The sequence below is a fragment of the Streptomyces sp. NPDC001536 genome, from assembly GCF_042894505.1.
GTDB lineage: Bacteria > Actinomycetota > Actinomycetes > Streptomycetales > Streptomycetaceae > Streptomyces.
In genome coordinates this window covers 295,606-321,727 of record NZ_JBIAVQ010000009.1, presented here as the reverse complement: position 1 = coordinate 321,727, position 26,122 = coordinate 295,606, and the positions used below count along the sequence as shown (strand labels likewise).

General features: G+C 70.9%; 25 protein-coding genes. 14 read left to right on the top strand and 11 right to left on the bottom strand.

Annotation, left to right across the window (positions count from 1 at the left end; genetic code table 11):
• Positions 1 to 9: 9 nt before the first annotated feature.
• Entirely contained in the window at positions 10 to 1,164 is a 1,155-nt protein-coding gene (locus ACFY0U_RS25470; protein ID WP_388639443.1) for a cystathionine gamma-synthase, read from the bottom strand.
• Between the two features lie 150 nt (positions 1,165 to 1,314).
• Between ACFY0U_RS25470 and ACFY0U_RS25465 the strand changes: the two genes are divergently transcribed.
• From ACFY0U_RS25465 to ACFY0U_RS25435, 7 genes are all read left to right on the top strand, one after another.
• Complete coding sequence (locus tag ACFY0U_RS25465) at positions 1,315 to 2,433, top strand: hypothetical protein (protein ID WP_388639442.1); 1,119 nt, start codon at positions 1,315 to 1,317, stop codon at positions 2,431 to 2,433.
• Between the two features lie 122 nt (positions 2,434 to 2,555).
• Positions 2,556 to 3,221 (top strand): peptide-methionine (S)-S-oxide reductase MsrA, encoded by a 666-nt coding sequence (gene msrA / locus ACFY0U_RS25460; RefSeq protein ID WP_388639440.1) that lies wholly within the window; start codon positions 2,556 to 2,558, stop codon positions 3,219 to 3,221.
• A gap of 7 nt (positions 3,222 to 3,228) precedes the next feature.
• Positions 3,229 to 3,975, top strand: a complete 747-nt coding sequence (locus tag ACFY0U_RS25455; protein ID WP_388639439.1) for a hypothetical protein — start codon at positions 3,229 to 3,231, stop codon at positions 3,973 to 3,975.
• Between the two features lie 109 nt (positions 3,976 to 4,084).
• Positions 4,085 to 5,200 (top strand): AI-2E family transporter, encoded by a 1,116-nt coding sequence (locus ACFY0U_RS25450; protein WP_388639437.1) that lies wholly within the window; start codon positions 4,085 to 4,087, stop codon positions 5,198 to 5,200.
• 99 nt (positions 5,201 to 5,299) lie between these two features.
• The gene (locus ACFY0U_RS25445) at positions 5,300 to 5,893 is read left to right on the top strand and encodes a DUF4291 domain-containing protein (protein WP_388639435.1); all 594 of its coding nucleotides are present in this window, start codon (positions 5,300 to 5,302) and stop codon (positions 5,891 to 5,893) included.
• Positions 5,894 to 6,005: 112 nt separating this feature from the next.
• Complete coding sequence (locus ACFY0U_RS25440) at positions 6,006 to 6,665, top strand: HEAT repeat domain-containing protein (RefSeq protein WP_388639433.1); 660 nt, start codon at positions 6,006 to 6,008, stop codon at positions 6,663 to 6,665.
• 3 nt (positions 6,666 to 6,668) lie between these two features.
• Complete coding sequence (locus ACFY0U_RS25435; protein ID WP_388639431.1) at positions 6,669 to 7,667, top strand: MerR family transcriptional regulator; 999 nt, start codon at positions 6,669 to 6,671, stop codon at positions 7,665 to 7,667.
• A gap of 36 nt (positions 7,668 to 7,703) precedes the next feature.
• Here the strand turns inward: ACFY0U_RS25435 and msrA (ACFY0U_RS25430) are convergent, their stop codons facing one another.
• From msrA (ACFY0U_RS25430) to ACFY0U_RS25410, 5 genes are all read right to left on the bottom strand, one after another.
• Entirely contained in the window at positions 7,704 to 8,216 is a 513-nt protein-coding gene (msrA, locus tag ACFY0U_RS25430) for a peptide-methionine (S)-S-oxide reductase MsrA (protein WP_356588556.1), read from the bottom strand.
• Between the two features lie 135 nt (positions 8,217 to 8,351).
• Entirely contained in the window at positions 8,352 to 9,593 is a 1,242-nt protein-coding gene (locus ACFY0U_RS25425; RefSeq protein ID WP_388639429.1) for a hypothetical protein, read from the bottom strand.
• Positions 9,594 to 9,700: 107 nt separating this feature from the next.
• A complete protein-coding gene (locus ACFY0U_RS25420; RefSeq protein WP_388639427.1) occupies positions 9,701 to 10,240 on the bottom strand; it encodes a hypothetical protein in 540 nt (179 codons plus the stop codon).
• The gene (locus ACFY0U_RS25415; protein WP_388639637.1) at positions 10,237 to 11,679 is read right to left on the bottom strand and encodes a sensor histidine kinase; all 1,443 of its coding nucleotides are present in this window, start codon (positions 11,677 to 11,679) and stop codon (positions 10,237 to 10,239) included. Before ACFY0U_RS25415 ends, ACFY0U_RS25420 begins: the two co-directional genes overlap by 4 nt.
• A gap of 161 nt (positions 11,680 to 11,840) precedes the next feature.
• A complete protein-coding gene (locus ACFY0U_RS25410; RefSeq protein ID WP_388639425.1) occupies positions 11,841 to 12,536 on the bottom strand; it encodes a response regulator in 696 nt (231 codons plus the stop codon).
• A gap of 139 nt (positions 12,537 to 12,675) precedes the next feature.
• Here ACFY0U_RS25410 and ACFY0U_RS25405 point away from each other — a divergent pair, with 139 nt between their 5' ends.
• Entirely contained in the window at positions 12,676 to 13,548 is an 873-nt protein-coding gene (locus ACFY0U_RS25405) for a DUF3152 domain-containing protein (RefSeq protein WP_388639423.1), read from the top strand.
• A gap of 9 nt (positions 13,549 to 13,557) precedes the next feature.
• Here ACFY0U_RS25405 and ACFY0U_RS25400 read toward each other — a convergent pair whose 3' ends face one another.
• A complete protein-coding gene (locus ACFY0U_RS25400; RefSeq protein WP_388639421.1) occupies positions 13,558 to 14,286 on the bottom strand; it encodes a hypothetical protein in 729 nt (242 codons plus the stop codon).
• Between the two features lie 131 nt (positions 14,287 to 14,417).
• Here ACFY0U_RS25400 and ACFY0U_RS25395 point away from each other — a divergent pair, with 131 nt between their 5' ends.
• The 5 genes from ACFY0U_RS25395 to ACFY0U_RS25375 all read left to right on the top strand — a co-directional run bounded on the left by ACFY0U_RS25395 (position 14,418) and on the right by ACFY0U_RS25375 (position 18,758).
• Positions 14,418 to 14,885 carry a GNAT family N-acetyltransferase gene (locus ACFY0U_RS25395; protein ID WP_388639420.1) on the top strand — a complete coding sequence of 156 codons (468 nt, stop codon included), beginning with the start codon at positions 14,418 to 14,420 and terminating at the stop codon, positions 14,883 to 14,885.
• A 94-nt stretch (positions 14,886 to 14,979) separates the two neighbouring features.
• Positions 14,980 to 15,531 carry a hypothetical protein gene (locus ACFY0U_RS25390; RefSeq protein WP_388639635.1) on the top strand — a complete coding sequence of 184 codons (552 nt, stop codon included), beginning with the start codon at positions 14,980 to 14,982 and terminating at the stop codon, positions 15,529 to 15,531.
• Positions 15,532 to 15,706: 175 nt separating this feature from the next.
• Positions 15,707 to 16,759, top strand: coding sequence for an ABC transporter substrate-binding protein (locus ACFY0U_RS25385; protein WP_388639418.1), 1,053 nt, complete (start codon positions 15,707 to 15,709; stop codon positions 16,757 to 16,759).
• The gene (locus ACFY0U_RS25380) at positions 16,756 to 17,742 is read left to right on the top strand and encodes a FecCD family ABC transporter permease (protein WP_388639416.1); all 987 of its coding nucleotides are present in this window, start codon (positions 16,756 to 16,758) and stop codon (positions 17,740 to 17,742) included. Before ACFY0U_RS25385 ends, ACFY0U_RS25380 begins: the two co-directional genes overlap by 4 nt.
• Complete coding sequence (locus ACFY0U_RS25375) at positions 17,739 to 18,758, top strand: FecCD family ABC transporter permease (RefSeq protein WP_388639414.1); 1,020 nt, start codon at positions 17,739 to 17,741, stop codon at positions 18,756 to 18,758. The genes ACFY0U_RS25380 and ACFY0U_RS25375 overlap by 4 nt, the downstream gene beginning before the upstream one ends.
• Before the next feature lie 48 nt (positions 18,759 to 18,806).
• Here ACFY0U_RS25375 and ACFY0U_RS25370 read toward each other — a convergent pair whose 3' ends face one another.
• Positions 18,807 to 19,847, bottom strand: a complete 1,041-nt coding sequence (locus tag ACFY0U_RS25370; protein ID WP_388639412.1) for an NAD(P)-dependent alcohol dehydrogenase — start codon at positions 19,845 to 19,847, stop codon at positions 18,807 to 18,809.
• 168 nt (positions 19,848 to 20,015) lie between these two features.
• Here ACFY0U_RS25370 and ACFY0U_RS25365 point away from each other — a divergent pair, with 168 nt between their 5' ends.
• A complete protein-coding gene (locus tag ACFY0U_RS25365; protein ID WP_388639410.1) occupies positions 20,016 to 20,933 on the top strand; it encodes a helix-turn-helix domain-containing protein in 918 nt (305 codons plus the stop codon).
• A 43-nt stretch (positions 20,934 to 20,976) separates the two neighbouring features.
• Here ACFY0U_RS25365 and ACFY0U_RS25360 read toward each other — a convergent pair whose 3' ends face one another.
• The 3 genes from ACFY0U_RS25360 to ACFY0U_RS25350 form a co-directional block, all read right to left on the bottom strand.
• Entirely contained in the window at positions 20,977 to 21,747 is a 771-nt protein-coding gene (locus ACFY0U_RS25360; protein WP_388639409.1) for a group II truncated hemoglobin, read from the bottom strand.
• A gap of 77 nt (positions 21,748 to 21,824) precedes the next feature.
• Positions 21,825 to 25,073 carry a S8 family serine peptidase gene (locus ACFY0U_RS25355; RefSeq protein WP_388639634.1) on the bottom strand — a complete coding sequence of 1,083 codons (3,249 nt, stop codon included), beginning with the start codon at positions 25,071 to 25,073 and terminating at the stop codon, positions 21,825 to 21,827.
• 238 nt (positions 25,074 to 25,311) lie between these two features.
• Positions 25,312 to 25,995, bottom strand: coding sequence for an ABC transporter ATP-binding protein (locus tag ACFY0U_RS25350; protein ID WP_388639408.1), 684 nt, complete (start codon positions 25,993 to 25,995; stop codon positions 25,312 to 25,314).
• Positions 25,996 to 26,122: the final 127 nt, after the last annotated feature.

The following is a 26,122-nucleotide window of genomic DNA, read 5'->3' as shown; positions in this document are numbered from 1 at the left end:
CTTCGGGATCTAGCCCAGGGCCTGCTGCAGGTCCTCCAGCAGGTCGTCGACGTTCTCGATACCCACCGAGAGGCGTACCAGGTCGGCGGGGACCTCCAGGGCCGAGCCGGCGACCGACGCGTGCGTCATCCGGCCGGGGTGCTCGATCAGGGACTCCACACCGCCCAGGGACTCACCCAGCGTGAACACCTTGGCGCGGTTGCAGACCTCGACAGCCGCCTCCTCGCCGCCCGCGACCTGGAAGGAGACCATGCCGCCGAAGGACCGCATCTGCTTGGCGGCGACCTCGTGACCGGGGTGGTCCTCCAGACCGGGGTAGAGCACCTTCGTCACGCGCGCGTGCCGGGTCAGCATGTCGGCGACCTTGGTCGCGTTCTCGCTGTGCCGGTCCATCCGCACCGACAGCGTCTTGGCGCCGCGCAGCACCAGCCAGGAGTCGAAGGGCCCGGCGACCGCGCCCATCGCGTTCTGGTGGTACGCCAGTTCCTCACCGAGCGCCTCGTCACCGGTGATCAGCGCACCGCCGACGACGTCCGAGTGGCCGCCCATGTACTTGGTCAGGGAGTGCACGACGACGTCGGCGCCGAGCGACAGCGGCTGCTGAAGGTAGGGCGTGGCGAAGGTGTTGTCGACGACGAGCTTCGCGCCGGCGTCCCGGGCGATCTGCGCGACGGCGGCGATGTCGGTGATGCCGAGCAGCGGGTTGGAGGGGGTCTCCACCCACACGGCCTTGGTCTTCGGGGTGATGGCGGCCCGTACGGCGGCCGGGTCGCCGGTGTCGGCGACCGACCACTCGACGCCCCAGCGGGCGACGACCTTCGCGAAGAGCCGGAACGTGCCGCCGTACGCGTCGTTGGGGATGACCACGTGGTCGCCGGGGCTGAGCAGCGTACGCAGCAGGCAGTCCTCGGCCGCCAGTCCGGACGCGAACGCGAGGCCCCGTCGGCCGCCTTCGAGGGCGGCGAGGTTCTCCTCCAGGGCGGTACGCGTCGGGTTGGCGCTGCGGCTGTACTCGTAGCCGCCGCGCAGACCGCCGACGCCGTCCTGCTTGTAGGTCGAGACCTGGTAGATCGGCGGGACGACCGCACCGGTGAGGGGGTCCGCCGTGTTGCCCGCGTGGATGGCAAGCGTCTCGAAGTGCTGACTGATGTGCCTGTCGCTCATGGGCACCGAGCGTAGTCCGCTCGCGGGGCGGGCGTCGCACAGCGAGGCTGGAGAAGGGTTTTCCCCAGGCCTCGGAGTCGGGACGGGAAGTTTTCCACAGGTCCGGGACCGGGTTGGCCAATTGTCGGCGGTGTCTGGAACGCTTGAGGCATGGAAATTCTCTGGGTCCTGATGGCGGTGGTCATGCTCGGCTTCGTGCTGCTGCCGGTCCTGCGGCGCCGTCGGGGCATGATCGAGCAGGTCCCGCCGGGCCACCCGGACGCCGCGGACCCCGCGGACTACGGCTTCGTACGGCAGGAGGAGCTGGACGTCCGCATGCCCGGCCCCGACCAGGACCTGCTGGACGTCCTTGACCTGGTGCAGCGCACCCAGGACTACCGGGCGGCCTCCCAGTTGCTTGCGGGCACCGAGGCGGCGGGTGAGCTGCGCTGGCAGCGTGTGCAGGCCTTCGCGGGCGCGGCCTCCCTGGAGCTGGCGCAGCGGCCGGGCGGAGTGAGCGATGCGCCGGGCGGCCAGTGGCTGCGGGTGTGGCGGGCCGAGCAGCCCAAGGACGCGGGTGGTGCGGCCGTCCACGCGGAGTTCCTGGTGCAGCAGGCGTGGCGGACGGCGACGCCGGGCACGGACTCGTTCCGGATCATCATGGAGGAGGCGAAGGCGGCGTGCGGCGAGGCGGCGCTGCTGGCGCCGGGTGACCCGATCCCGTACATCGTCGAGCTGTCGGTGGCCCGTGGCCTCGCGTATCCGCGGGCGGAGTTCGAGCAGCTGTGGCTGAAGATCCTGGACCGTGCCCCGTCGCACATGGGCGCGCATCTGGCGGCGCTCCACTACTGGTGCGAGAAGTGGCACGGCTCGCGTGAGCTGGCGATGTCCTTCGCGGAGGCGGCCGCGGCCCGCGCCCCGCGGGGCTCCCTCCTCGCCGCCATGCCCCTGTTCGCGGTCTTCGAGCACCTGCCCGAGGTGAACCTGGTCAGTGGCTTCTACCAGAGCGAGACCGTCACCAAGGCGATGCACGGGGCGCTGCACGCGGTGCACTCGGCCCGCGCGGACGACCCGATGCTGGCGCATGTGCGGCACATGCTGGTCTTCTTCCTGGTCCGCGGTGAGCGCTGGCAGGAGGCCATGAACCAGCTCATACACATCGACGGCCATGTGGGTGCCCTGCCGTGGACCCTGTCGCCCGATCCTGCGGCCGAGTTCGCGGTCTACCGGGCGCTGGCGGTGGCGGGCTACGAGGCGAACGGCGGCAGCCCGGCGACGCTGCCGCACTGAGAGCACTCCGGCCGGCGCCGCCCTGCCTCGACGGAATGCGGGGCGGCGCAGGGCCGTTGTGCGTCATGCCGCTTCCGGCCACGACCGGAGGGACCGGCGGAGACGAGAAGGAGCCCGCACCCATGCTGTTCGGCCGTACGCCCGTCCTGCCCACCCCCGAGCAAGCGCTGGAGGGCCGCCCCGCCCCGGTGTTCACGGTCCCCGACCGCCACACCGTCCTCGGCACCCCGCTGCTGGGCCCCTATCCCGAGGGCCATGAGATCGCCGACTTCGGCCTGGGCTGCTTCTGGGGTGCCGAGCGCAAGTTCTGGCAGCTCCCGGCCGGCGTCTGGACCACCCTCGTCGGCTACCAGGGCGGCCACACGGAGAACCCGACCTACGAAGAGGTCTGCTCCGGCCTGACCGGCCACACCGAGGTCGTCCGCGTGGTCTACGACCCCTCGCTCCTCTCCTACGAGCGCCTCCTGAAGACCTTCTGGGAATCCCACGACCCCACCCAGGGCTTCCGCCAGGGCAATGACGTCGGCACCCAGTACCGCTCCGCGATCTACACCCACACCCCCGCCCAGACCACCACCGCCGAAGCCTCCCGCGAGACCTACCAGAAACGCCTCACCGCCACGGGCCACGGCACGATCACCACCGAGCTCCTGCCGGCGGCGGGCCGCACCTTCTACGCGGCCGAGGGGTACCACCAGCAGTACCTGGACAAGAACCCGGCGGGTTACTGCGGGATCGGTGGGACCGGGGTGTCCTGCCCCATCGGTGTCACCACGACCGAAGGCTGATCGGACCGTGACCGACACCGAGAAGCTCAGCCGCCTGTTCGCCGCTCTCGGCACCGACGACGCGCGCGGCTGGGCGGAGTCGGAGGTGGAGGAGAACCTTCCCCAACTGGCTCGGTACCGGCTCCTGCGGGCGCTGTCGCAGGACATCCAAGCCTGGGACGCCTCTTCGATCGCTTCCCTTCGCGACGAATCCACCGCGACGGCAGATGTCGAAGACCTCGCTCGTGCCATCGCACGAGAGACCACCTTCAACGTGCTGTACCGACTGGCGGACCCGGGCCTCGACGACCTTCCCGTTGATCTTCATGGGCAGGTGCCCGGCTGGGCCCTCATGGAGACAACACCGGCCGGTGAGCTGACGGGCCGGGTCTTGAACGGCTTGCACGAAGACCTCGACACCGTTGCGCCCGCGGCCAAGGCGTCTCCGAGCGGAACCATCGTGGAGGGCTGGATCTGGAGGAGCAACCTTCGACCGTTCTGCGAATCTCTCGCAGCGGAAATCGCCTACGACTTCGACGACAGCGACTGGCTGGCGATCGACACCGCCCTCCCGGACACCGACCACGATCAGCCGCGCGAGGCCTGGTACACCTACCCCCTCGTCGGACGTCACCAGGTCGATCTCCACGTAGCGCAATCCCTGGACGGCAGTGAGGTGTCGGTGAGCGCTGAGGGGAGCGTGGACAGCCGAGCCCGAAGCCGTATCGAACTGCTCTTCAACCTCATGGCGTGCTACCAGATCGCATCGGAATGACAGCGCCAACAGGTCAGGGCTCGTCCTGAGCTCGCGCACCTCGTGTGGCCAGGCATACGAGGTGTCAGCAGTGGTGCCTATGCGTGGGGAGTACCCATAGGGTGCCTCCGTGACTGCCACATTGAGTTCCACGAGAGCCCGGGCCGCGCTCCGCACATCGGCGCGGGTCTCCGGGGAGTTGCTGCTCGTACTCCTGATGCTCGCGGTGACTCTGTGGATCCTGGGCCGGATGTGGTCGGTCGTCTGGCCGCTCCTGATCGGTCTGCTGCTGACCACGCTGACCTGGCCACCGACTCGTTTCCTGCGGCGTCACGGGTGGAAGCCCGCCCTCGCCGCGTCGGTCGTGACGGTGGTGTTCCTCCTGGTCGCCATGGGTGTCGTGGCGTTGATCGCGGTGCCGGTGGCATCGCAGTCCGGGGAACTGAGCGACGGTGTGTTCAAGGGCGTCCAGGAGTTGCGCGAGTGGGCCGCCGGACCGCCGTTGAACATCGATGACGCGCAGATCAACAAGGCCTTCGACTCCGCGGTCTCGCGCGCACAGGACAGCCTGGGCAACCTGGCGGGCGCTGTCGTCACGGGAGTGAGCACCGTGGTGAACGGCCTGGTCTCCGCCGTGCTCGCCCTCTTCCTGATGTTCTTCTTCCTCAAGGACGGCCCGCGGTTCCTGCCGTGGCTGGCCCGTCAGCTGCCCGGTCGCCTCGCCACCGACGTCCCGACCCTGGCGGCGCGCGGCTGGGACACCCTGGGCGCGTTCGTACGTTCCCAGGCTGCCGTCGGTCTGCTCGACGCCGTCCTCATCGGCCTGGGTCTGTGGATCCTGGACGTACCCCTGGTGCTGCCCCTGGCGGTACTGACCTTCGTCTCCGCGTTCGTGCCGATCATCGGTGCCCTGTTCGCCGGTCTCGTCGCGGTTCTCATCGCGCTGGTCTCCAACGGCCTGACGGACGCGCTGATCGTGCTGGCGATCATCGTGGTGGTGCAGCAGCTCGAAGGCAACGTGTTCCAGCCCATGATCCAAAGCCGTGGCCTCGGCCTCCACGCGGGCGTGATCCTGCTGGCGGTGACACTGGGCGGCAGTCTCACCGGCATCGTGGGAAGTCTGCTCGCGGTACCCGTCACCGCACTGATCGCGGTGGGCTGGGACTACGCGCGTGAACAGCTCAGCGAACCGTCCGAGGGCCCAGGACCCGACGAACCGGACACCGGCTCCCCCGTCCCGTCCTAGACACACACAGGTGTGCACGTGCACGCCTCAGCCGCCTCTACGTGCCACCCGCTCGAAAATCAGTGGCCGCCCGAACCGGCCGACTCCACGCTGTACGCCATGCAAGAACCGCAACGCAGGATCCGTGCGGCCCACTCGGAATCCACGATCACCGTCTACCAGGCCTACTCCCCGGAGATCGGCCTGCCGGCCGCCCGCGACGGCCGTTTCCCCGCCGCGTGGAAGCGGGACAGGATGACGTGGATCAAGCCCAGCTTTCTGTGGATGATGTACCGCTGCGGCTGGGCCACGAAGGAGGGCCAGGAGACCGTGCTGGCCGTCGAGATCACCCGTGACGGCTTCGAGTGGGCGCTGCGTCACGCATGCCTGTCCGGCTACGTCCGCGGCCTGCACCCCGGCCGAGCCACCTGGCAACGCGAGTTGAAGCGGGCGCCCGCTCGTGTGCAGTGGGATCCCGAACGGGACCTGCGCCTTCAGCCCTTGCCGTACCGCTCCTTGCAACTCGGCCTTTCCGGCGAGGCCGTACGGCGATACGCGGACGAGTGGACGCTCGCCATCCGTGACGTGACCCCGCTCGCCCACGAGATACACGCACACGTCAGCAGCGGTGATCTGGACGCCGCTGCCCGGCTGTTGCCCCAGGAACGCCCCTACGCCGTTGGAGACGAGGTTCTCGCGCACCTACGCGGATGACAGCCCTCCGGTCCACGGTCACATGGCCACTTGGGCGGGTCCGTGAGTCGGCTTTGACCTTGACACGGTGGTAAGGGCTTCGCTGGTTGTCGAGGAGGTGGTCTCGGTGGCCATGGCGGGGCAGGGTGAGGGTGCGTTGCCGTATCTGGCGGACGGGCGTGCGGAGGTGCGGCTGCGGGCGGCTCTGGTGGTGGGGACGGTGCCGGAGGCGCGTTTCGTGGAGAGGCTCATCGAGCGGTGTGCGGTCGAGCCGGAGTTCTTCGTCCGCGACATGCTGACGTGGGCGCTCGCCCGTCACCCGGTGTCCGTGACGCTTCCCGGGCTGCTGCGGGAGGTGCGTTCGGAGCGGGCGCAGGCGCGGAGTCAGGCGTTGCACACGCTGTCCAAGATCGGGGACCGGCGGGCATGGCCGGCGATCACGCGGGCGCTGCTGTGCGACGCCGACGACGAGGTGGCGCGGAGCGCCTGGCGGGCCGCGGTCGTGCTGGTGCCGGACGGCGAGGAGTCCGGGCTGGCCGCGGTGCTGGTGACGCAGCTCGGGCGCGGTGAGCGGGAGACGCAGCTGAGTCTCAGCCGGGCGCTGGTCGCGCTGGGTGAGGACGTGGTGCTGCCGGCTCTGCGGGACGCGACCTCGGCCGCTGATCCGCGGGTGCGCACGCATGCGCTCGCCACGGAACGGCTGCTGCGCGACCCGGACACCGGTTTCGAGTTCGCGATCGAGGAGGCGAAGCGTGTGGTGGCCCTCGGCGGGTCCGGCCAGGCGGGACAATAGGGCGTGCTGATCGGTGAGGTGGCGCGACGGTCCGGGGTCAGTGCCCGCATGCTCAGGCACTACGAGTCGCTCGGCCTGTTGCGGCCCTCGGGCCGTACGGGCTCCGGCTACCGGGAGTACTCCGGCGACGACATCCGGCGGATCTTCCACATCGAGAGCCTGCGGTCGCTGGGGCTGTCGCTGCGGGAGATCGGGCGCGCGCTGGACGATCCCGGCTTCACGCCCTCCGCGCTCGTCGACGACCTCATCCGTCAGACGCGTGAACGCATCGCGGCCGAGACCGAGCTGCTGACGCGGCTCCGCCGGATCGATGCCGCCGAGCCCGCCGGCTGGGAGGACGTCCTCCAGATCGTCGTACGCCTCCAGGCGCTGGGCTCGAAGAGCGCCGCCGCCCGCCAGCGCGCGGTCCTCTCCTCGGCCGCCGAGATCCCGGTGGAGGCCCTGGTCGAGGCGGTGCTGAGGGAGACGGAGCCGAACGTCGCCGGAGCCCTCCGCTGGGCGCTGGCGCGATCGGGCGACGCCGGCACGGCACTGCTGGCCCAGGGCCTGGGCTCACCGGTGGCCGCGGTGCGGGAACGCGCGGTCCGGGCCCTGGCCGAGCTGCCCGGCGACGAGGCGACCGCCCGGCTGCGGGAGGCCCTCACGGACCCCGACGCCGTGGTCCGCGGCCATGCGGCCCTGGCGCTCGGGACGCGGGGAGTGGCCGACGCGGTCCCGGCGCTCGTCGACCTGATCGTGGCGGGCCGGAACGACACCGACGCCGCCGACGCGCTGAGCACGCTCGCGACCGACACCGCCACGGCGGACCGGATCGCCACCCGGCTCGTCGACCGCCTCACCCACGACACCACCGACGCCCCCGCGCGCGTACGGCTGACGCAGGCGCTGGCGGACATCCCGGGGAACACGGCTTCCGGCGCCCTCGTGGAGCTGTCCGGTGACGCGGACCGTGCCGTCGCGCTGACCGCCGCGTACCTTCTTCGGCTGCGCGACGCGGGGTGACGGCCTCTCCGGCGGAGTGGCCCGGCCGCCCCGCGGTCAGCCCTCGGTGCGGGCGGGCAGCCGCCATCCCGGGCGCGGGAAGTGGCAGGTGTAACCGTCCGGGTACCGCTGGAGGTAGTCCTGGTGCTCCGGCTCGGCCTCCCAGAAGGGGCCCACCGGCTCCACCTCGGTGACGACCTTGCCCGGCCACAGGCCGGAGGCGTCCACGTCCGCGATCGTGTCCTCGGCGATCCGCTTCTGCTCGTCGTCCACGTAGTAGATCGCCGAGCGGTAGCTGAGGCCGATGTCGTTGCCCTGGCGGTTCTTGGTGCTCGGGTCGTGGATCTGGAAGAAGAACTCCAGGAGCGCGCGGTAGTCGGTCTTCTCGGGGTCGTAGAGGATCTCGATGGCCTCCGCGTGCGTGCCGTGGTTACGGTACGTCGCGTTCGGCACGTCACCCCCGGTGTATCCCACCCGGGTCGCCGTGACGCCCGGAAGCCGGCGGATCAGCTCCTCCATCCCCCAGAAGCATCCGCCCGCCAACACGGCCCTCTGCGTCTGCGCAGCCATTACCGCTCCTCCCAATTCTGCCGTCTCGGTCACTCGGGCCGCTCGGCTCGCACGACGTCGGCATCCCAGACCCACCCCCCTCAACGCGCGAGGGCTTCCGGCGATTCCATGCCCGCCGATCGCGTCCGACGATCGTCAGCTCGGGTTCTCGGCCCGGCGGCGGCGCACGACGACGAGCATCCCCGCACCCGTGACCACCGCCGCGGCCGCCACGGCCGCGACCGGCAGCGCCGAGGACCCGGTCTCCGCCAGGTTGCCGCCGTTCACCGCCGTCCCGCCACCACCGGTCGACGACGCCCCGCCGACCGATCCGCCAGAGCCACCCGTCGAACCGTCACCCGAACCACCGCCCGACCCACTCGTCGAGCCACCCCCCGAACCCCCCGAACCCCCCGGCGACCCGGACGGCCCCCCACCCGTGACCTCCAGCGTGATCTCGGCCTTGTCATTGCCCGTGTCGGGGTCGGACGGCCGCGCCTCACGGCCCAGCACCACCGAACCCTCGGCGTCCGCCACCCGCTTGTCGATCTTCAGCTTGAAGGCGTAGGTCAGTCGACCGCCCTCGTTGAGAGCCGGCTGGCTCGTGCCGCATTCGTACGCCTCGCCCTTGGCCTTGCAGAACGCGGCGGTCTTGACGACCGACGTTCCGGCGGGCGGCGTGACCACGACCCTGACGGTCGGTTCCCCCAGCCTGGCCATGACCCAGGCGGGCCCGGCGTTGGTGAACTCCACCTTCATCGGCACCGTTTCGCCGACGCTCCCCTTCAACGCGGCGCCCGTCACCTGGAAGTCGGCCGTGTTGACGGTGGTGACGGGCACATCGACGACTCCCGCGGACCCCTCGCCCCCGGCCGGTCCTTCGACCAGTTTCAGCGCCGGCGCGGTTCCCGCCACCGGCTCAGTGCCGTTGTCGTCCGCCCCCGGGTCGTTTTCCCCGACCCGCAGGCGCAGCTCGTCGTTGAGCGCGCGGTCCAGCGCCTTGACGCGGAGAGGCCTGTCGGTCGTGTAGACGGCGCCCGGCTCCACCGCCTGGTCGAACCCGCACACCGCGGTCCATCTCTCGGGCATCTCGTCGTAGGGCCGGATGTACTGTGCGCGACAGTTGGAGGGAACCTCCGCGAAGTCGAGTCCCCGGGTGACGGCGTAGGTCACCCACACCTTCTCGGCTCGGGCGCCCTTGTTCGCCACGGTGACCGACACATCGAAGGTGTCCCCCGGTTTCAGGCCGTCGATCGGCCCGATCCCTCCCACGACCAGGTCGGGTTCGGCCTCCTCGGCGAAGGCTGCGGGAGCCGCGGCCAGCGCGATCAGTCCGGCAGCGCCGAGGGCGGCGACAGCGGCACGGGAGGCGCGACGGTTGTGCGGGGTCATCGGCATGGAGAGACCTCCGTGGGAGCACGGGCGAACGGACGGTGTTCCCCGGGAGAACAACGCTTCGGTCACTAGACTCCCGCCGGCCCCGAACAGTTGCGGTCCGTCCTCCGCTACCGATCAGGACAACGTTCCACGTCCCCCACCACGACCTCCCCCGTCGCATCCGTCACCGTCACCGTCGTCGACTCCAGATCCTCGCGGGTCAGGAGATATGCCCGGGCGGCGGTGCAGATGACCTGGTCCGCCGCGAGGCGGGTCAAGTCACCGGCGTAGGAGGGAAGTTCGACGTAGACGCTGTCGTCCCGCGCGGTCAGCCGTACCGCCTCGTCCGGGAGGTCCTCGGCCGGTGAGGGGGTGGGGCGGACGGTGGCGGGTGGGAAGGCCAGCGCGGTGGTGAGTCGTTTACGTCGTTCCTGTGCGGTCGGGCCCCGCAGGAGCGCCTCGACGGCCCTCACGGGTTCACCGGCGTCGGAGATCGCGCGGGGCACCGCGACCAGGGCGTCGTCCTGGATCAGGTAGATCGGTACGACCGGGGGGATTCCGCTCGCCGGCCCGCCCGCTTCCACCACACCGGTCGCGGGGATGTCGCAGGCGGAGAGCAGCAGGGCCGACGCCGCGACCAGCAGCGCGGTGGCCTGGGCCGGCTTCATGAGGAACCTCCTCCCTCCGACTCGTCCCGCCGTAGCGGGAGTTCCACGGTGAAGACCGCGCCGCCCTCGGGACGGTTGGCCGCGCGGATCGTGCCGCCGTGCATCCGTACGTTCTCCTCCGTGATCGACAGGCCCAGCCCGCTGCCCTCCGTACGGGTGCGCGCGCTGTCCGACTTGTAGAAGCGTTCGAAGACGTACGGCAATACGTCGGCCGGGATCCCGGGGCCGCTGTCCGTCACCTCGATGATCACGGAGGTGGCCGCCGGCGCGTCCGCCGACAAGGCGATCCGCACCGGCCGTTCCCCGTGCCGCAGCGCGTTGCCGACCAGGTTGGCCACGACCACGTCCAGTCGCCGCGGGTCGACCCTTCCGCGCAGTTCGTCGGGGCCCGGCAGTGCCGTCTCCACCTCGTCCGACCAGCCGCGGGAGGCGAGCGTGCGGCGGATCGACTCGGCGAGGTCGATCTCGTCCAGGTGGAGGACCGCCGCGCCCGCGTCGAAGCGGGAGACCTCCATCAAGTCCTCGACGAGACGGGCGAGTTTGACCGTCTCCTCGCTGATCAGCCGTACCGCGGTGGCCGTGTCGGGATCGAGGTGGCCGGCCTCCTCGTCGAGGAGGTCGGTGACCGCCGACATCGCGGCCAGCGGGGTGCGCAGCTCATGGGAGACGTCCGCCACGAAGCGGCGGGCCCGCGCCTCCATGGCGCGCAGTTCGGCGACGGACTGCTCCAGGGCCGCCGCGGTCTCGTTGAACGTGTGGGACAGATCGGCGAGTTCGTCGGAGCCGTTGACGTCGAGACGGGTGTCGAGGTGGCCCTCGGCGATGCTGCGGGTGGCGCGGCGGAGGGCGCGGACCGGACGCAGGACGCCGCGCGCGGCGAACAGGGCGAGGAGTACGGCGGCGCCGAGGGCCGGCACCATCGCCCGCTCCACCGCGGTGACCAGAGCGTCGACGGACGCCTGTTCGCCGGTCTGGGGCACGGTGAGGAAGACCTGGACGCCGGTCAGCACCGGAACGCCCCCGGTCGGACCGCCGAACACGACCGACATGCCGACGACCAGCGAGGTACGTCCACCCTCGCGCACCCGCTGGAACACCGTGGCCCGGCTCGAGTCGACGGCCTCGCGCACGGCCGGCGTCAGTTCACCGAAGGGGTCGCCCGGGACCGAGGTCTCGGAGATCCCCTCGTAGCGGACCAGCACCCGCCATGTAGCCGCCGGTTCGGCGCGGGCCACGTCCATGGCGAACTTCCGCAGTGCCGGCCGGGAGGGCGGATACGTCAACTCCGGTGCCAGGCGCCCGACCTGGGCACGCAGTTGGGCGATCACCGTGTCCTGGCTCTGCTTCAGGACCCCGTTGCGCGCCTCCCGGAAGGCCAGGGCGCCGGTCGTCATGGTCGCCAGGGCGGCGACGAGCCCGAACGCCACGACCAGCCGCATCCGCAGCCCGCCGCGCGCGATCCACACCGGGAACCGCACGGCCGTACGACCACGCGAAGGCGTACGCCCACTCACACCCGTACGACTGCGCGACCCCGTACGGCCACCCGAACCCGTAGGACCCCCCACCCCCGCAGAACCCCCCACCCCCGCGCGACGTCTCACTTGGCCGCGAACCGATAGCCGAAGCCCCGCACCGTCTGTATGTAACGCGGATCCCGCGGCGGATCCCCCATCTTGGCGCGCAGCCGCTTCACGCAGGCGTCCACCAGGCGGGCGTCGCCGTGGTAGCTGTGCTCCCAGACCGCCTCCAGGAGCTGCTGTCTGCTGAAGACCTGGCCGGGCGAGGCGGAGAGGGTCAGGAGGAGGCGGAGTTCGGAGGGGGCGAGGGCGACCGGGGTGCCCGCGACGGTGACGGTCAGTCCGGCCCGGTCGATGGCCAGGTCGCCGTGGGTGTCGATCCGCGGCAGGCCGCCGCCGTCGGACGCGGTGCCGCCCGCCCGGCGAAGTACCGCGCGGATACGGGCGTTCAGCACACCGGCCTGCACCGGTTTGACGACGTAGTCGTCGGCGCCCGCCTCCAGGCCCACGACGATGTCCACGTCGTCGCCTCGCGCGGTCGCCATGACGATCGGCAGGGTCTGATCCACGGAACGGATGCCACGGCACACGTCCAGGCCGGTCATGCCGGGCAGCATCAGATCGAGGACCACGACGTCGGGCCGGAAGGACGTGAGGTGCGCCATGCCGTCCTCGCCGGTCGCGGCGGCGGCGACGTCGTGTCCCTGGCGGCGCAGTGCCAGGGCGACCCCTTCGCGGACGGCGCGGTCGTCTTCGATCAGCAGAACTCGTGGCATGGGCTCAGTATCGGGACCGGCGGGCGCGCACCCGGACTCTGTTACCGGATGATCACACAGCTCGCGACGCGTTGTTCGTTATCGCTTCGTGACCATTCGGGCCAGATCCGATCACATTGAGGTCACAACCTGGCCAACCATGACCGCCCACACCACCACACCCTCCCGTTCCCGACGACGCCGGCGCGGCGCCACGCACGCCTCCGGACGGCGGCGCGGAACGGGACGCGTGTGGGCGGGTGCGGTCGCCCTGGCCGTCCTCGGCGCCGCCGGGTTCGCGGCCGCCGAGTGGGTGCCGCCCGCCGACGGGAAGGCCGGGACGGACGCCGGGCGCAAGGCGACCCCGGACCGCAGCGCGACACCGACGCCGACGACCGACGCGCGCTCCACCCAGCGGGCCAAACCCGCCCCCGCCCCGTCGCGCACCCCCACCTCCACCCCGACCATCCCCGCGACCGGCCCCGGCACCTTCGTCACCGCACCCGGCGGCAGCCCCAAGGCCGGCGACGGGAAGACCCTGCGCTACCGCGTCGAGGTCGAGACGGGCCTCGACCTCTCCCCCGCGGACGTGGCCGAGCAGGTGGACCGCGTCCTGGCCGACCCCCGGGGCTGGACGGCGGACGGCAGCTCCGCGTTCCAGCGGATCTCGTCCGGGGCCGCCGACTTCGTCGTCAAGGTCGCGACCCCGGGCACCGTCGACACGATCTGCGCGACGCAGGGCCTGGACACCGGGGGTGAGTACAACTGCAGCGTGAACCAGAACGTCATGGTCAACCTCAAGCGCTGGGAGCTGGCCACCCAGTACTACGCCGACGACGTACGGTCCTACCGGGCCCTGATCATCAACCACGAGGTCGGCCACTTCCTCCACCACGGCCATGTCACCTGCCCCGGCCCCGGCAAACCCGCCCCGGCGATGATGCAGCAGATCAAGGGCCTGAAGGGCTGTGTCCCCAATGTCTGGCCCTACGACGCCGAGGGGCGCCTCGTTACCGGACCGGCCGTGCCCTGAGCGCCGCGCTCACCGGGTCGCCGTCAGCTTCTCCAGCTGGGCCCTGACGATCGCCTCCGGGATGACGGCCGGGTCCGTCTCGCCGTTCTTCTCGGGGCGGTTGAACTGGTGGAACACGGCCACCGTCGCCCCCTGCCGGACGGCCAGCACCGCGGAGGGGACCCGGATGGCCTCCTCGTCCTCGCTGAGCGCGGCGAGCTGGGTGAGCCGCAGGGACACGGACTCGTCGCCGTAGTGCGGATCGGGCCGCACCTCCACGTCGTCGTAACGGAAGCCCACCGCCACGTCCTTGAAGGTCTCGCACCGCTCGGCGGCGGTGCGGAGCGCGCGGATCACCCGCACGGCGTCCTCTCCGCTGTGCGACGACAGGATCATGGTCGCGCCGGTTGCGCTGTCCTTCTCCGAGGAGATCGTCCGGCCCACACGCGCGACGGCGGTGACCGCGCTGCTGCCGCCCAGCGCCTGGACGACGGGGTCGCATGCGGCGGGTTCGGCCGTACGCCGTGACGCCGACGTGGCGGTCAGCGTCTTGTTGATCTCGTAGCCGTCGAGATCCGTCGCGGTGACCGCCGCCCGCGCGAGCTCCGCCGCGCTCAACGACGTGGCCCCCACGCCGGCCGACTCGCTCGCCCGCGGCCCGGAGTCCCCTTCGGACTCGCATGCGCAGAGCGCCACGCAGGCCATGAACGCGATCAGCGAAACACCGACCCGTGACTGTCCGACCACTGTCGTCCCCACCCGTCCCCCGCCGAAGTACCGGTCAGCAGAGTAGATCGTCAGCCCCTTTCCGGACCGGGCAGTTGACCAAGCCAGTCCCTCGATCCCCAAGGAATTTGCGGAACCCCCGGCCCATGGCCGAAGCTCCCGCCATGAACGTCCGTGTGGAGATCGCCCGTGCGGCAAGTCAGGAACTCGTCGACGCCTTCGGCCGCTTGCTGCCCCAGCTGTCGTCGACGGCGAAGCCCCTCGACCACGAGGCCGTCGCGCGCATGCTGACGCACGACGCGAACACCGTCCTCGTCGCCCGCACCCCGGCCGGGATCGTCGGCACACTGACGCTCGTGACGCTCCCCCTGCCGTCCGGTCTGCGGGCTCGCGTCGAGGACGTCGTCGTGGACACCGCCGCCCGCGGTGGGGGAGTCGCCGGTCTGCTCATCGAGGAGGCCCTGCGCATCGCCCACGAGGCCGGAGCCCGCACGGTCGACCTGACCTCCCGCCCGGACCGTGGCCCGGCGAACCGGCTCTACGAACGGCTCGGCTTCCAGGCCCGGGAGTCCACGGTCTACCGCTTCCCGCTGGACGGCGTGGCCTCCGGTCCGACCCCCCGGGGCAGGTGAAGCGGGGCGCGTGGATCATGGTGGGGTGAGGAACGTGGAACGGGCCGGTGGCCACGGTGGACTGACCGCGTATCAGGCGGAGTTGCGGGACCATATGCTCGCCGCCCCGGTCGTGCCCGCCCCCGCGCCCTGGCGGCCGGTCTTCGAGAGCTGCGCCCCCGTCGGCGGGCTGCTCGGCATCGGGTTCGCCACGCACCCGGAGAACGGCCATGACCTGGTGATGGTGGTCTCCGGTGACGGCCACGGCCTCTTCGACGCCGTCACGGGAGAGAGGATCGCGCGGGACCGCGACCCCGACCCCGAGGAGAGCACCCCCGACACGGCGCCCGACCTGTCGTGCCCCGGGCTCGGGCCGATCGCCGACCGCCGGGTGCACATCGCCGGGCTCTTCGGCGGCGGTCTGCGCACCGGCTCCGGAGACGGCTGGTTCCTGGAGGTCGTGAGCCCCGACTGGCCGCACGACCGGGTTCTGCTCTCCTCCAGCAGCAGCATGCCGCACCGGGAACCGCACGGAGAGGGGTGGTGGCACATCTTCCACTCGTACTACTCCGAGCTGCGAGCCGTCGGCTTCTCCCCCTCCGGCCGCACTCTCGCTGTGGCGACCAGCAGCGACGTGACCCTGTGGACCCGCGCCCCCGCCGACTGAGTCACCGCCCTCGCGGGCCCGCGGCTCAGAAGCCCCTCGTGCCCCGCCGCCCGCAGCAGCGGAACCACCTGACCGCCTTCACTGCTCACTCAGCCCGCGCAAGGAACACACAGCGACACCCTTTAAGGTAAGGCTTGCCTAATCAAGTCCCCCCAGAAGATCGCCGGAGCAAGTCGTGCGCGCAGTGAGAATGAAGGCCGTCCTGGCCACGATCGCCATCGGAGGGCTGCTCGTCGGCTGTTCGTCGACGGACGAGGGCACGAAGAAGGGCGAGGGCTCCCGCAGCAACGTCCTCGGTGCCTCCGAGGGCGCCACCGAAGGCCCCTCCGCCGCCCCCAGCACCCTCGCCGACGGCATGGGCTCCGACCAGGACACCGACGGCGCCTTCCCGCGCACGGTCACCCACTTCAAGGGTGAGACGACCCTGAAGACCGAGCCGGAGAAGATAGCCGTGCTGAGCACCGGCCAGCTCGACGACCTGCTGTCCCTGGGCCTCGTCCCCACCGCGACGACCCGCGCCGACAACGCCGGTCTCGTCCCCGGCTACCTCGCCGACGCCTTCCCCAAGGACAAGGCCGAGCTCGCCGACATGACCGACGCGGGCACCCGCCAGGCCCCCAACCTCGAATCGCTCGCCGCCGCAAAGCCGGACCTGATCCTCGCCAACGACTCCCTCGGCGACCTCTACCCCAAGCTGTCGAAGATCGCGCCCACCGTGATCACCGCCGGCAACGGCATCAACTGGAAGCGCGACCTCCTGCTCGTCGGCGCGGCCGTCGGCAAGGGGCAGCAGGCCCGGGAACTGCTCGATGACATCGTTGCCGACGCCAAGGAGAAGGGCCCGGCGCTCGACACCGACCCCACCGTCTCCATGGTCCGCTTCACCCCCGACCGCACCCGGATGTTCGGCGTCTCCTCCTTCACCGGCTCCATCGCCGTGGACATGGGCCTGGAGCGCCCCGAGTCCCAGCGGTTCAACGCCATCTCGGAGGACATCGGGCCGGAGAGCGTCGACACCGCCGACGGGGACTGGATCTTCTACTCCGTACAGGGCGACGCATCGAAGACCGACGCCGCGAGCGTCCTCGCCGGACCGCTGTGGAAGTCCATGAAGGCCGTCGAGGCCGGGCACGCGGTGAAGGTCGACGACGACCCCTGGTACCTGAACGCCGGTCCCACCGCCGCGCGTCTGGTCGTACGACAGCTCGCCGAGCACATCGGAAAGTGACCGCACGTCTCGCCTGGCCGGCGGCCGTCCTCGCGGTGGCCGCCGCAGCGCTGCTCAGCCTGGCCGTCGGCACCCGTCCCGTCCCGCCCTCGGCCGTCCTCGACGCGCTGCTGCACGGCGGTGGTTCGGCGGACGCGCTCGTCGTACGGTCCCTGCGCCTGCCCCGCACCGAGGTCGGGCTCACCGCCGGGGCCGCGCTCGGGCTCGCGGGCGCCGCGCTCCAGGGCGTCACCCGCAACCCGCTCGCCGACCCGGGCATCCTCGGGCTCAGCCAGGGCGCGGCGGCGGGCGTCGTGCTGGCCATCGCCCTCGGCCTCGCGAACGGCTTCACCGGCTACGTCTGGTACGCCTTCGCCGGGGCCGTCGCCGCCGCGTGTCTGGTGTACGCCATCGCCACACGCGGCCGGGGCGGGGCCTCGCCGGTGAAGCTGGCGCTGGCGGGGACGGCGTTCTCGGCGATGACGGCCGGCGGCACGACGGTGGTCCTGACGTCGAGTTCGGCGACGCTCGACCAGTTCCGGTTCTGGCAGGTCGGCGCGCTCAGCGGCCGGGACGCCGGGACGGTCGTACGGATGCTGCCGTTCCTGTGTGCCGGGGCCGTGCTGGTGCTGGCCTGTGCGCGGGGCCTGGACGCGCTGGCGCTCGGCGACGAGACGGCTCGGGCGCTGGGGCACCGGGTGCATCTCGTACGGGGTTCCGCGGCGCTCGGCGCGACACTGCTGACCGCCGCCGCGGTGGCCGCGGCCGGACCCATCGCGTTCGTGGGGCTCGCGGTGCCCCATCTGGCCCGGCGGCTGGTGCGCGGCGGGCATCGGGCGGTGCTGCCGCTGTCGGCGCTGCTGGGGGCCGCGTTGCTGCTCGGCGCCGATGTGGCGGGCCGGGTGGTACGGGCTCCGGCGGAGGTGCCGGCGGGGGTCATGACCGCGCTGGTCGGCGTGCCCGTGCTGGTGGTTCTCGTACGGCGCAGAGGTGCGGCCCAGTGAAGGCACGCACCGTCCTGCGACCGACCCCCACCGTCTCGCTCCTCCTCCACCGGCGGTCCGCCGTCGTGGCCCTCGGCCTCCTCGCCCTCCTGACCGCCGTCATGCTGGCCTCCGCCTGCCTCGGCCAGACGTACGTCTCCCCCGCCGAGGTCTGGCACACCCTGCGCACCGGCACCGGCCCCGACCAGCTCGTCGTCGGGGAGCTCCGCGTCCCCCGGATCGTGCTCGGAGCCCTCGTCGGTGCCGCCCTCGGGCTGTCCGGGGCCCTCGTACAGACCGTCACCCGGAATCCGCTCGCCAGCCCGGACGTCATCGGCGTAGGGCACGGCGCCGCGGCCGCCACCGTGCTCGCGCTGACCACCGGGGTCATCAGCTCCCCCGGCGCCCTGCCCCTCGTCTCCGTCGCCGGCGGGCTCGCGGCCGCCGCGCTCGTCTACGTCCTCGCCTGGCGGCACGGAATGCAGCCGAGCCGGTTCGTGCTCACCGGGGTCGGGATCGGGGTCGCGCTCTCCGCCGTCGTACAGCTGTACCTCACGGACAGCGAGCTGGAGGCCGCCGAGCAGATCAAGCTGTGGCTGACCGGGAGCCTCAACGGCCGGGGGTACGAGCAGGCGGGCCCGCTGGCCGCCGTACTGCTGCTCTCGCTGCCCGCGCTCGGGTGGGCGGGCCGGGCGTCGCTGCCGCTCGGGCTGGACCCCGACACGGCGTCCGCGCTGGGGGTACGGGTGGACCGGGCACGGCTCGGGCTCACCGTCCTCGGGGTCGTGCTCGCCGCGACGGCGACCGGGGCGGCCGGGCCCATCGGCTTCGTCGCCCTCACCGCACCCCAGCTGGCCCGCCGCCTCACCCGCACACCTCAACTCCCGCTGCTCAACGCCGCGCTGACGGGCGCCGTGATCCTCGTCGCCGCCGATCTCGCGGCCCGCACCCTCGTACCCCCGCTGGAGATCCCGGTGGGCGCGCTCACCGCGCTGGTCGGCGGGCCGTATCTGCTGTGGCTGCTGGGGAAGCGGTGAGGGCCCCGGAGCAGTGCGGCTCCGGGGCCCTCGGTCAGGGGGGTGGCGTCAGATGGTCGCCGTGTCGATCACGAAGCGGTACCTGACGTCGCTCGCCAGCACCCGCTCGTACGCCTCGTTGATCTCGTCGGCGCGGATCAGCTCGATCTCGGCGCCGAAGCCGTGCTCGGCGCAGAAGTCCAGCATCTCCTGGGTCTCGGCGATGCCGCCGATCATGGAGCCGGCGAGGGTCTTGCGGCCGCCGATCACGGAGAAGAGGTTGAGGGAGATCGGCTCCTCGGGGGCGCCGACGTTCACCAGGGCGCCGTCCCGCTTGAGCAGGGAGAGGTACGCGCTGAAGTCGAGCGGGGCCGAGACCGTGGAGACGATCAGGTCGAAGGTGCCGGCCAGCTCCTCGAAGGTCTTCGGGTCGCTGGTGGCGTAGTAGTGGTCGGCGCCCAGCTTGAGGCCGTCCTCCTGCTTGCGCAGCGACTGGGAGAGGACCGTGACCTCGGCGCCGAGCGCGTGGGCGATCTTGACGCCCATGTGGCCGAGGCCGCCCAGGCCGACGATCGCGACCTTCTTGCCGGGACCGGCGTTCCAGTGCTTGAGCGGGGAGTACAGGGTGATGCCGGCGCACAGCAGCGGCGCGGCCTCGTCGAGGGCGATGCCCTCGGGGATGCGGACGACGAAGTTCTCGTCGACGACGACCTTCTCGGAGTAGCCGCCGTAGGTGGGCTCGCCGTCCTTGCCGACCGCGTTGTAGGTGCCGACGTTGCCGCCGGTGCAGTACTGCTCCTCACCGGCCTTGCAGCTCTCGCACTCCCGGCAGGAGTCGACGAGACAGCCGACGCCCACCCGGTCGCCGACGGCGAACTTGGTGACGCCGGGTCCCACCTCGGACACGACGCCGGCGATCTCATGGCCGGGGACCATCGGGAAGATGGCCTCGCCCCAGCCCTCACGGGCCTGGTGGATGTCGGAGTGGCAGATGCCGGCGAACTTGATGTCGATCAGGACGTCGAACTCGCGGACCGCGCGCCGTTCGATGGTGGTCCGCTCCAGCGGAGCCTTCGCGGCGGGGGCGGCGTACGCAGCAACGGTGGTCATGCCGGGGTTCTCCTAGCGTGGTGTCGCACCCGGCCGCCTTCTGACCGGGTACGCGACCAGCCTGCCCCAGCGGAGGATGTCCACCCAGATCCCCGCTCTGCCTACGTCCACCGTTCCTACTACTGGCGGGGTCAGGATGGTGAGCGTACGACCGTGAATACTTGAGGCATGGACGAACGCCCCGAACCCGTACAGGAGCCATCCGGCGCGCTGGACCGGCGTGCCGAGCTGAGCGAGTTCCTGCGCACCCGGCGGGCCCGGCTGAAGCCGGAGGACGTCGGTCTGCCGGACTTCGGACGGCACCGGCGGGTGCCGGGGCTGCGGCGCGAGGAGCTGGCGCAGCTGGCCGGGGTGTCGGTGGCGTACTACACGCGTCTGGAGCAGGGCAACGGACGGAACGTGTCGGGGGAGGTCCTGGACGCGATCTCCCGGGCCCTGCGGCTGACCGACGCCGAGCACGCCCACCTCACCCACCTCGCGAAGCCGAAGCAGCACAAGAAGAAGCAGGCCGGGCGGACCCAGCAGGTGCGCGGAACGCTGCTGCAGCTGCTCGACTCGATCGACGGGGTCCCCGCCTACATCTCGGGCCGGCGCTCCGACATCCTCGCCTGGAACCGGATGGCCGCGGCGGTCTTCGGCGACTGGTCCGAGCTGCCGCCGCAGGACCGCAACTGGGCCCGGATGGTGTTCCTGCGGCCCGAGTACCGCGATCTGTTCGTGGAGTGGGAGTCGAAGGCGACCGATGTCGTCAGCTATCTGCGCATGGACGCCGGCTGCCACCCCGACGACCCGCGCCTGTCCGCCCTGGTGGGTGAACTCTCGGTCAAGAGCGAGGAGTTCAGACGTCTGTGGGCCACTCATGACGTCAAGGAGAAGGGCTACGGCGTCAAGCACTTCCGCCACCCGCTGGTGGGCGACCTCTCCCTCTCCTTCGAGTCCTTCCGTCTCTCCGACGACAGCGAACAGATGCTGATCACCTACCACGCCGAACCCGGCTCGCCCTCGGCGGAGGCCCTGCGCCTGCTGGCCAGCTGGGGCACGGACGCGACCCGGGCGGGCAAGGACTCGACGGCGCCGCAGAGCTGACCGGGTGCCTCGGAGTGCCGCCCGTGCATGCGCGGACCCTGCGTCACCCCTGGTAGGGCGGCGCCACCCCCCACCCCCACTTCGGCACCGGCTGCTCCGCCGGGGGCTTGGCGTCCGGGCCGGAGAAGTACACCGCGAGCCGGGTGCCCCACTCGACGTAGGCGAGGAAGGCCGAGCGGAACTCCGCGTCGGTCGGCAGGCCGGCCTCGTCGGCGGCGTCCTGGATGAGGTTGACCCAGCGGCGGCGCTGGGGCTCGGTGATGCCCCGGCCCAGGTGCTTGGCGACCATGTGGCCGTGGCCGCCCTGGGAGTCGGAGTACCCGGGCGGGCCGCCGAAGACCTCCACGAGCCAGAGGGACACATGCTCGGCGTGCTCGGGGGCCAGGCCGTCGAACACCGGGGCCAGCAGGTCGTCCTTGAGGACCTTGCCGTAGAAGACCGATGTCAGCCGGGCGAAGGCCTCCTCGCCGCCCGCCCACTCGTACAGCGTGGGCACGGCCGAGCCCGCGCCGCGTACCGTCGTCGGTTTGTAGTGCCGCATCTCCTCGATGTCGGCGATGTACGGCCGGATCTCGGCGAGGAAGTCGGGGAAGAGCTCCGACTTGCGGAAGCCCTCCAGGTGGTCCTCCGTCGAGGTCCAGGTGATGCGCAGGACGAAGTGGGTGAAGTCCTCCTCGCAGCGCGCCAGTTCGTAGTCCACGCACTGCGGCGCCGCCGCCAGCTGGGCCGCGGCGCGGGTGTAGGCGGCCAGGAACTCCGCCGAACTGTCTTCCGGGATGTGGTACCGGACGTATTCCACGGTGTGGGCGGTCATGGCCCCACACAAACACGGAAGCCCCACCGGAGGCTGCTCCTCCGGTGGGGCTTTCGCTCATGGCCTACTGCGGCGGACTACTTGCCGTAGTACGCGTTGTAGATCGAGATCGTCGACTTGTTGCCCTTCTTGTCGGCGATCTTGGCGTGGAAGGAGATGCCCTTGCCCTTCTCCGGGTTCTTCACGGTGATCTTGCCGCCCGAGACGGTGACCTTCTTCCAGGTCTTGCCGTAGTCGTAGGACACGTACACCGACAGCGACTTCAGGTTGGCACCCTTGGCCGCGCCCTCGACGACGACCGGGATCTTCACCGTCTCGCCGGCCTTGACGCGGCTGTCGAGCCCCGTCTTGGCGTTGAAGCGAGCCGTGGAGACCGGCAGCGAGACCAGGTCCGCGGAGGACTTCTTCGAGCGGAACGTGAAGCTCGCGTCGATCCGCGTCGAAGCCGCCGCCACCTTGACGCTCCGCTTCACGGACGTCGTCAGCTTGTACTCGGCGTCGGCGGCGGGAACCTTGAAGGCCTCCTCGCCGAAGAACGGGTCCTTGTTGGAGCCGACCTTGGTGCCGTTGCGGTACAGCTCCGTCTTCACCGAGGAGAAGACGGACGAGCCCGCGTGGGTGGCACCGTCCGCGAACAGCGGCAGGTAGCCGTAGAGGTTGTTGCCCTCACGGAACACGCCGTAGTCCTTGTTCAGGTGCGGACCGAAGACCGCGGTGTTGAAGGTCTTCGTGTACTTCTGGCCCGCCTTGAAGGTCTGCGGGTCGCCCAGCGTGTAGTAGGCCTCCGTGATCGGGAAGCCGTCCGCGTCCTTGCCGTTGTACTGCTCGAAGTCCAGCGTCCACTGGATCTTGTCGGACGTCGAGAAGTACACCGTGCGGGTGCCCGGCAGCGTCTGCTCCACGGGGGAGCCGATGACGATGTCCGTGGGGAAGAAGCCCCAGGCGGTGAGCCCACCGGTCTTGCCGGCCGCGGCCGCGCCGAGGTTGTTCTTCACCGTGGCGAGCTCGGACGCCTTGAAGTGGCGGACCTTGTCGCCCTGGATCTTCTTCACCTGGGCGGTGGTGGCCACGTCGTACTCGGCGTCGTCACCCTTGGTCCACTGACCGCTCCAGGTCTGGCTCAGACCCGTCGCGACCTGCCCGCCGAGGTGCGCCATCCGCAGGTCGGCGAAGGACGAGAGCCCCACACCGATGCCGATGCCCGCCGGCTCGTACAGGTAGCTGATCATGCCGAAGAGCTGCTTGGCCCCGGCGTCCGGCACCGTGATGTCGGCCGACTTGGTGGTACGGGCGTCGATCGTCACCGCGGTGTTCTTGGTGACGCTCAGCTTCGGCTGGACCACCCAGTCCAGGCCGCCCTCCAGGTTCACCCAGTCCTTGGCGATCCAGGCGTCCAGCAGGTACGTGCCCTTGGGCAGGCGCATCTTGGTGGTGCCGGACTCGTCGATCGTCACCTGGTAGCCGCGGTCCGCGGCCAGACCGGTGTAGCCGAGCAGGACGGTGTTGTAGTCCTTGGTCGGCTGGCCGTCCTTGCCGATGTGCTTGACGGTGAGGTCGTACGACTCCACCTCACGCTCCACCGCGGCGGCCGTACGGACCGTCTGGCCGCCGCCCGTCGCGGTCACGTACGCGGAGTACGCGCCGTCGAGGGTGCCGCCCAGCTTGGTGTTGACGGTGAAGTCGACGGCGGCCGTGCCGCCCGCCGGGACCGTCACCTTCGTCTTGGCGAGCTTGAAGAAGCCCGCCGGGGCCGCCGCGCCCTTGGGATTGGTGGCCTTCGACGACAGCGTCAGCGTGACGTCCTTGTCACCGAGGTTGCGGTACGTCAGCTTCTTGGCGACCGGCTTGTCGTCGGTGTGCGGCCACAGCTGCGTACCGAAGCTCACCGACACCGGGTCGGCGATCACGGTCTGCTTGATGGCCTTGTCGACCTGGATCCGGCCCGAACCCTGCTCGAACGGGTTGTACTTGCCGCCCTTGGTGGAGGCGGTCAGCGCACCCTTGAGTTCGGCGTACGTCCAGTCCGGGTGCTCCTGCTTCAGGATCGCCGCGGCACCCGCGACATGCGGGGTCGCCATCGACGTACCGGAGATGGTCAGGTAGCCGGCCGGCTTCTCGCCGACCTCCTGCTCGATGACGCTGCCCTTGGCCGAGGCGGCCGTGATGTCCACGCCCGGCGCGGTCACGTCCGGCTTGATGGCCCCGTCGCCGACCCGCGGGCCGGTCGAGGACCAGGGGGCCAGGACATCCTTGTCGTCGACGGCGCCGACGGTGAGCGCGGCGTCCGCGCTGCCCGGCGAGCCGACCGTCTGCGGACCGGAGTTGCCCGCCGCGATGGCGAAGAGCGTGCCCTTCTCGGCGGAGAACTTGTTGACCGCCGCCTCCAGCGGGTCGATCTCCGGGGTGTCCATGCCGCCGAGGCTGAGGTTGACGACGTCGGCGCCCTGCGCGACCGCCCACTCCATGCCGGCGAGGATTCCGGAGTCGTCGCCCGAGCCGGTGTCGTCGAGGACCTTGCCGTTGAGGATCTTGGCGCCGGGCGCCACACCCTTGTACTTGCCGCCCGACTTGGCGCCGGTGCCCGCCGCGATGGACGCGACGTGCGTGCCGTGGCCGAAGTGGTCGGTGGCGTCGGCGGCCGGGGTGAAGTTCTTGGCGTCGATCACCTGGTCCTTGAGGTCCGGGTGAGTGGCGTCGACACCGGTGTCCAGGACGGCGATCTTGACGCCCTTGCCGTCGTAACCGGCGGCCCACGCCTTCGGGGCGCCGATCTGCGGCACGGACTTGTCGAGGCTGGCCTTGCGGACGCCGTCGAGCCAGACGTGCGCGATGCCGGAGGCCGTCTTGTCGCCGTTGGTGACCGCGTCCCACAGCTCGGGCGCGTCGGCGGTCGGGGTCTGCACCGCGTCCGCGTTCAGCGACTTCAGGGCCACGCGGAGGGTGCCCGCGTCCCGGACGTCGTCCTTCGCCGCGGTCGCGGCGCCCTTGTAGCCGACGATCACCTTCAGGCCCTTGGCCTGCGACTTGCGGGTCGTGGACTTGTTGAGCTCGGTGATGTCGAAGAGCCGCTGGTCCAGCTTGCCGGCGGCGACCAGCCGGGCCGCGTCGGCGGGTATCACCAGGGTGTGCCCGTCCGCCTTGCGGACCTGGAACGGTATGCGCTCCCGCCCCTTGGCCCGCTCGACGCTGACGACCTGTCCCTTGGCGTCGACGGCGACCCGGTCACCCGTGATCAGGGTGATGCGATGGTGTGCCTTGAGTGAGGAGGAGGCTGCCGGTGAGGCTGCCGCCCGCTGCTCCGGCTTCGCCGCCGCGGGGCTGGTCATGCCCGCCGCGAGGGCGACCGCTGCTCCCGTTGCCACGGTGGCAGCACAAACTCTTTTCACTTGTCTGCGCAAGTTTCCCCCTTGCTGAAGGACCGGGCGAATTCCCCGTTCACCCGGCCGGGGGTGGTCCCGTACGCATGCGCGTGCACCCCCCGGAATACGCAGTATGCCGGGGGGTGATCAGGCACCTCAATAGACAGGAACCCCACAGGGGGGCACTGTTACGCGTTGCTCATAATCAAGCGCCCGCGTTCTCCTTCACCGTGATCTTGCCCTTGCGGATGGTCGCGATCCTCGGGGCCTTCTTCGCGATGGACGAATCGTGCGTGACCATGATGAAAGTGAGCCCCAGCTCCTTCCACATGCGTTCGAGTACGTCCATGATCTCGTCGCGCATCGACTCGTCGAGGTTGCCGGTGGGTTCGTCGGCGAGCAGCACCTTGGGGTTCTTGACGAGGGCGCGGGCGATCGCGACGCGCTGCTGCTGTCCTCCGGACATCTCGCTGGGCAGGTGTCCGAGGCGTTCTCCGAGGCCTACGGACTTCAGTGCCTCGGCGGCCCGTTCGCGGCGTTCCTTCACCTTGGTGCCGAGGGGGACGAGGGCGGTCTCCACGTTCTCCTGTGCGGTGAGCGTGGGGATCAGGTTGAAGGACTGGAAGACGAAGCCGATGTTCTCGCTGCGGACCCTGGTGAGTTTCGCCTCGGAGAGCTTGGCCAGGTCGGTGCCGTCGAGGACGACCTCGCCCCCGGTGGGGCGGTCGAGGCCGCCGAGCATTTGCAGGAGGGTGGATTTGCCGCCGCCGGTGGGGCCCTGGATGACGAGGCGGTCGCCGTCGGCGATGGTGAGGTCGATGCCGGCGAGGGCGTCCACGGTGTCCTTGCCGCGGGTGTAGCGCTTGGTGACGCTTTTGAGTTCGTACATTTCGGGTGGCTCCTGGGTGGGGTTCGGGGTGGTGCGTGTCGGTTGTCGGCTGCGGGTGCGTCGTGGCTGGTCGCGCAGTTCCCCGCGCCCCTGGGTGGGTCAAGTCCCGCCAGACCCAGCAGAACCC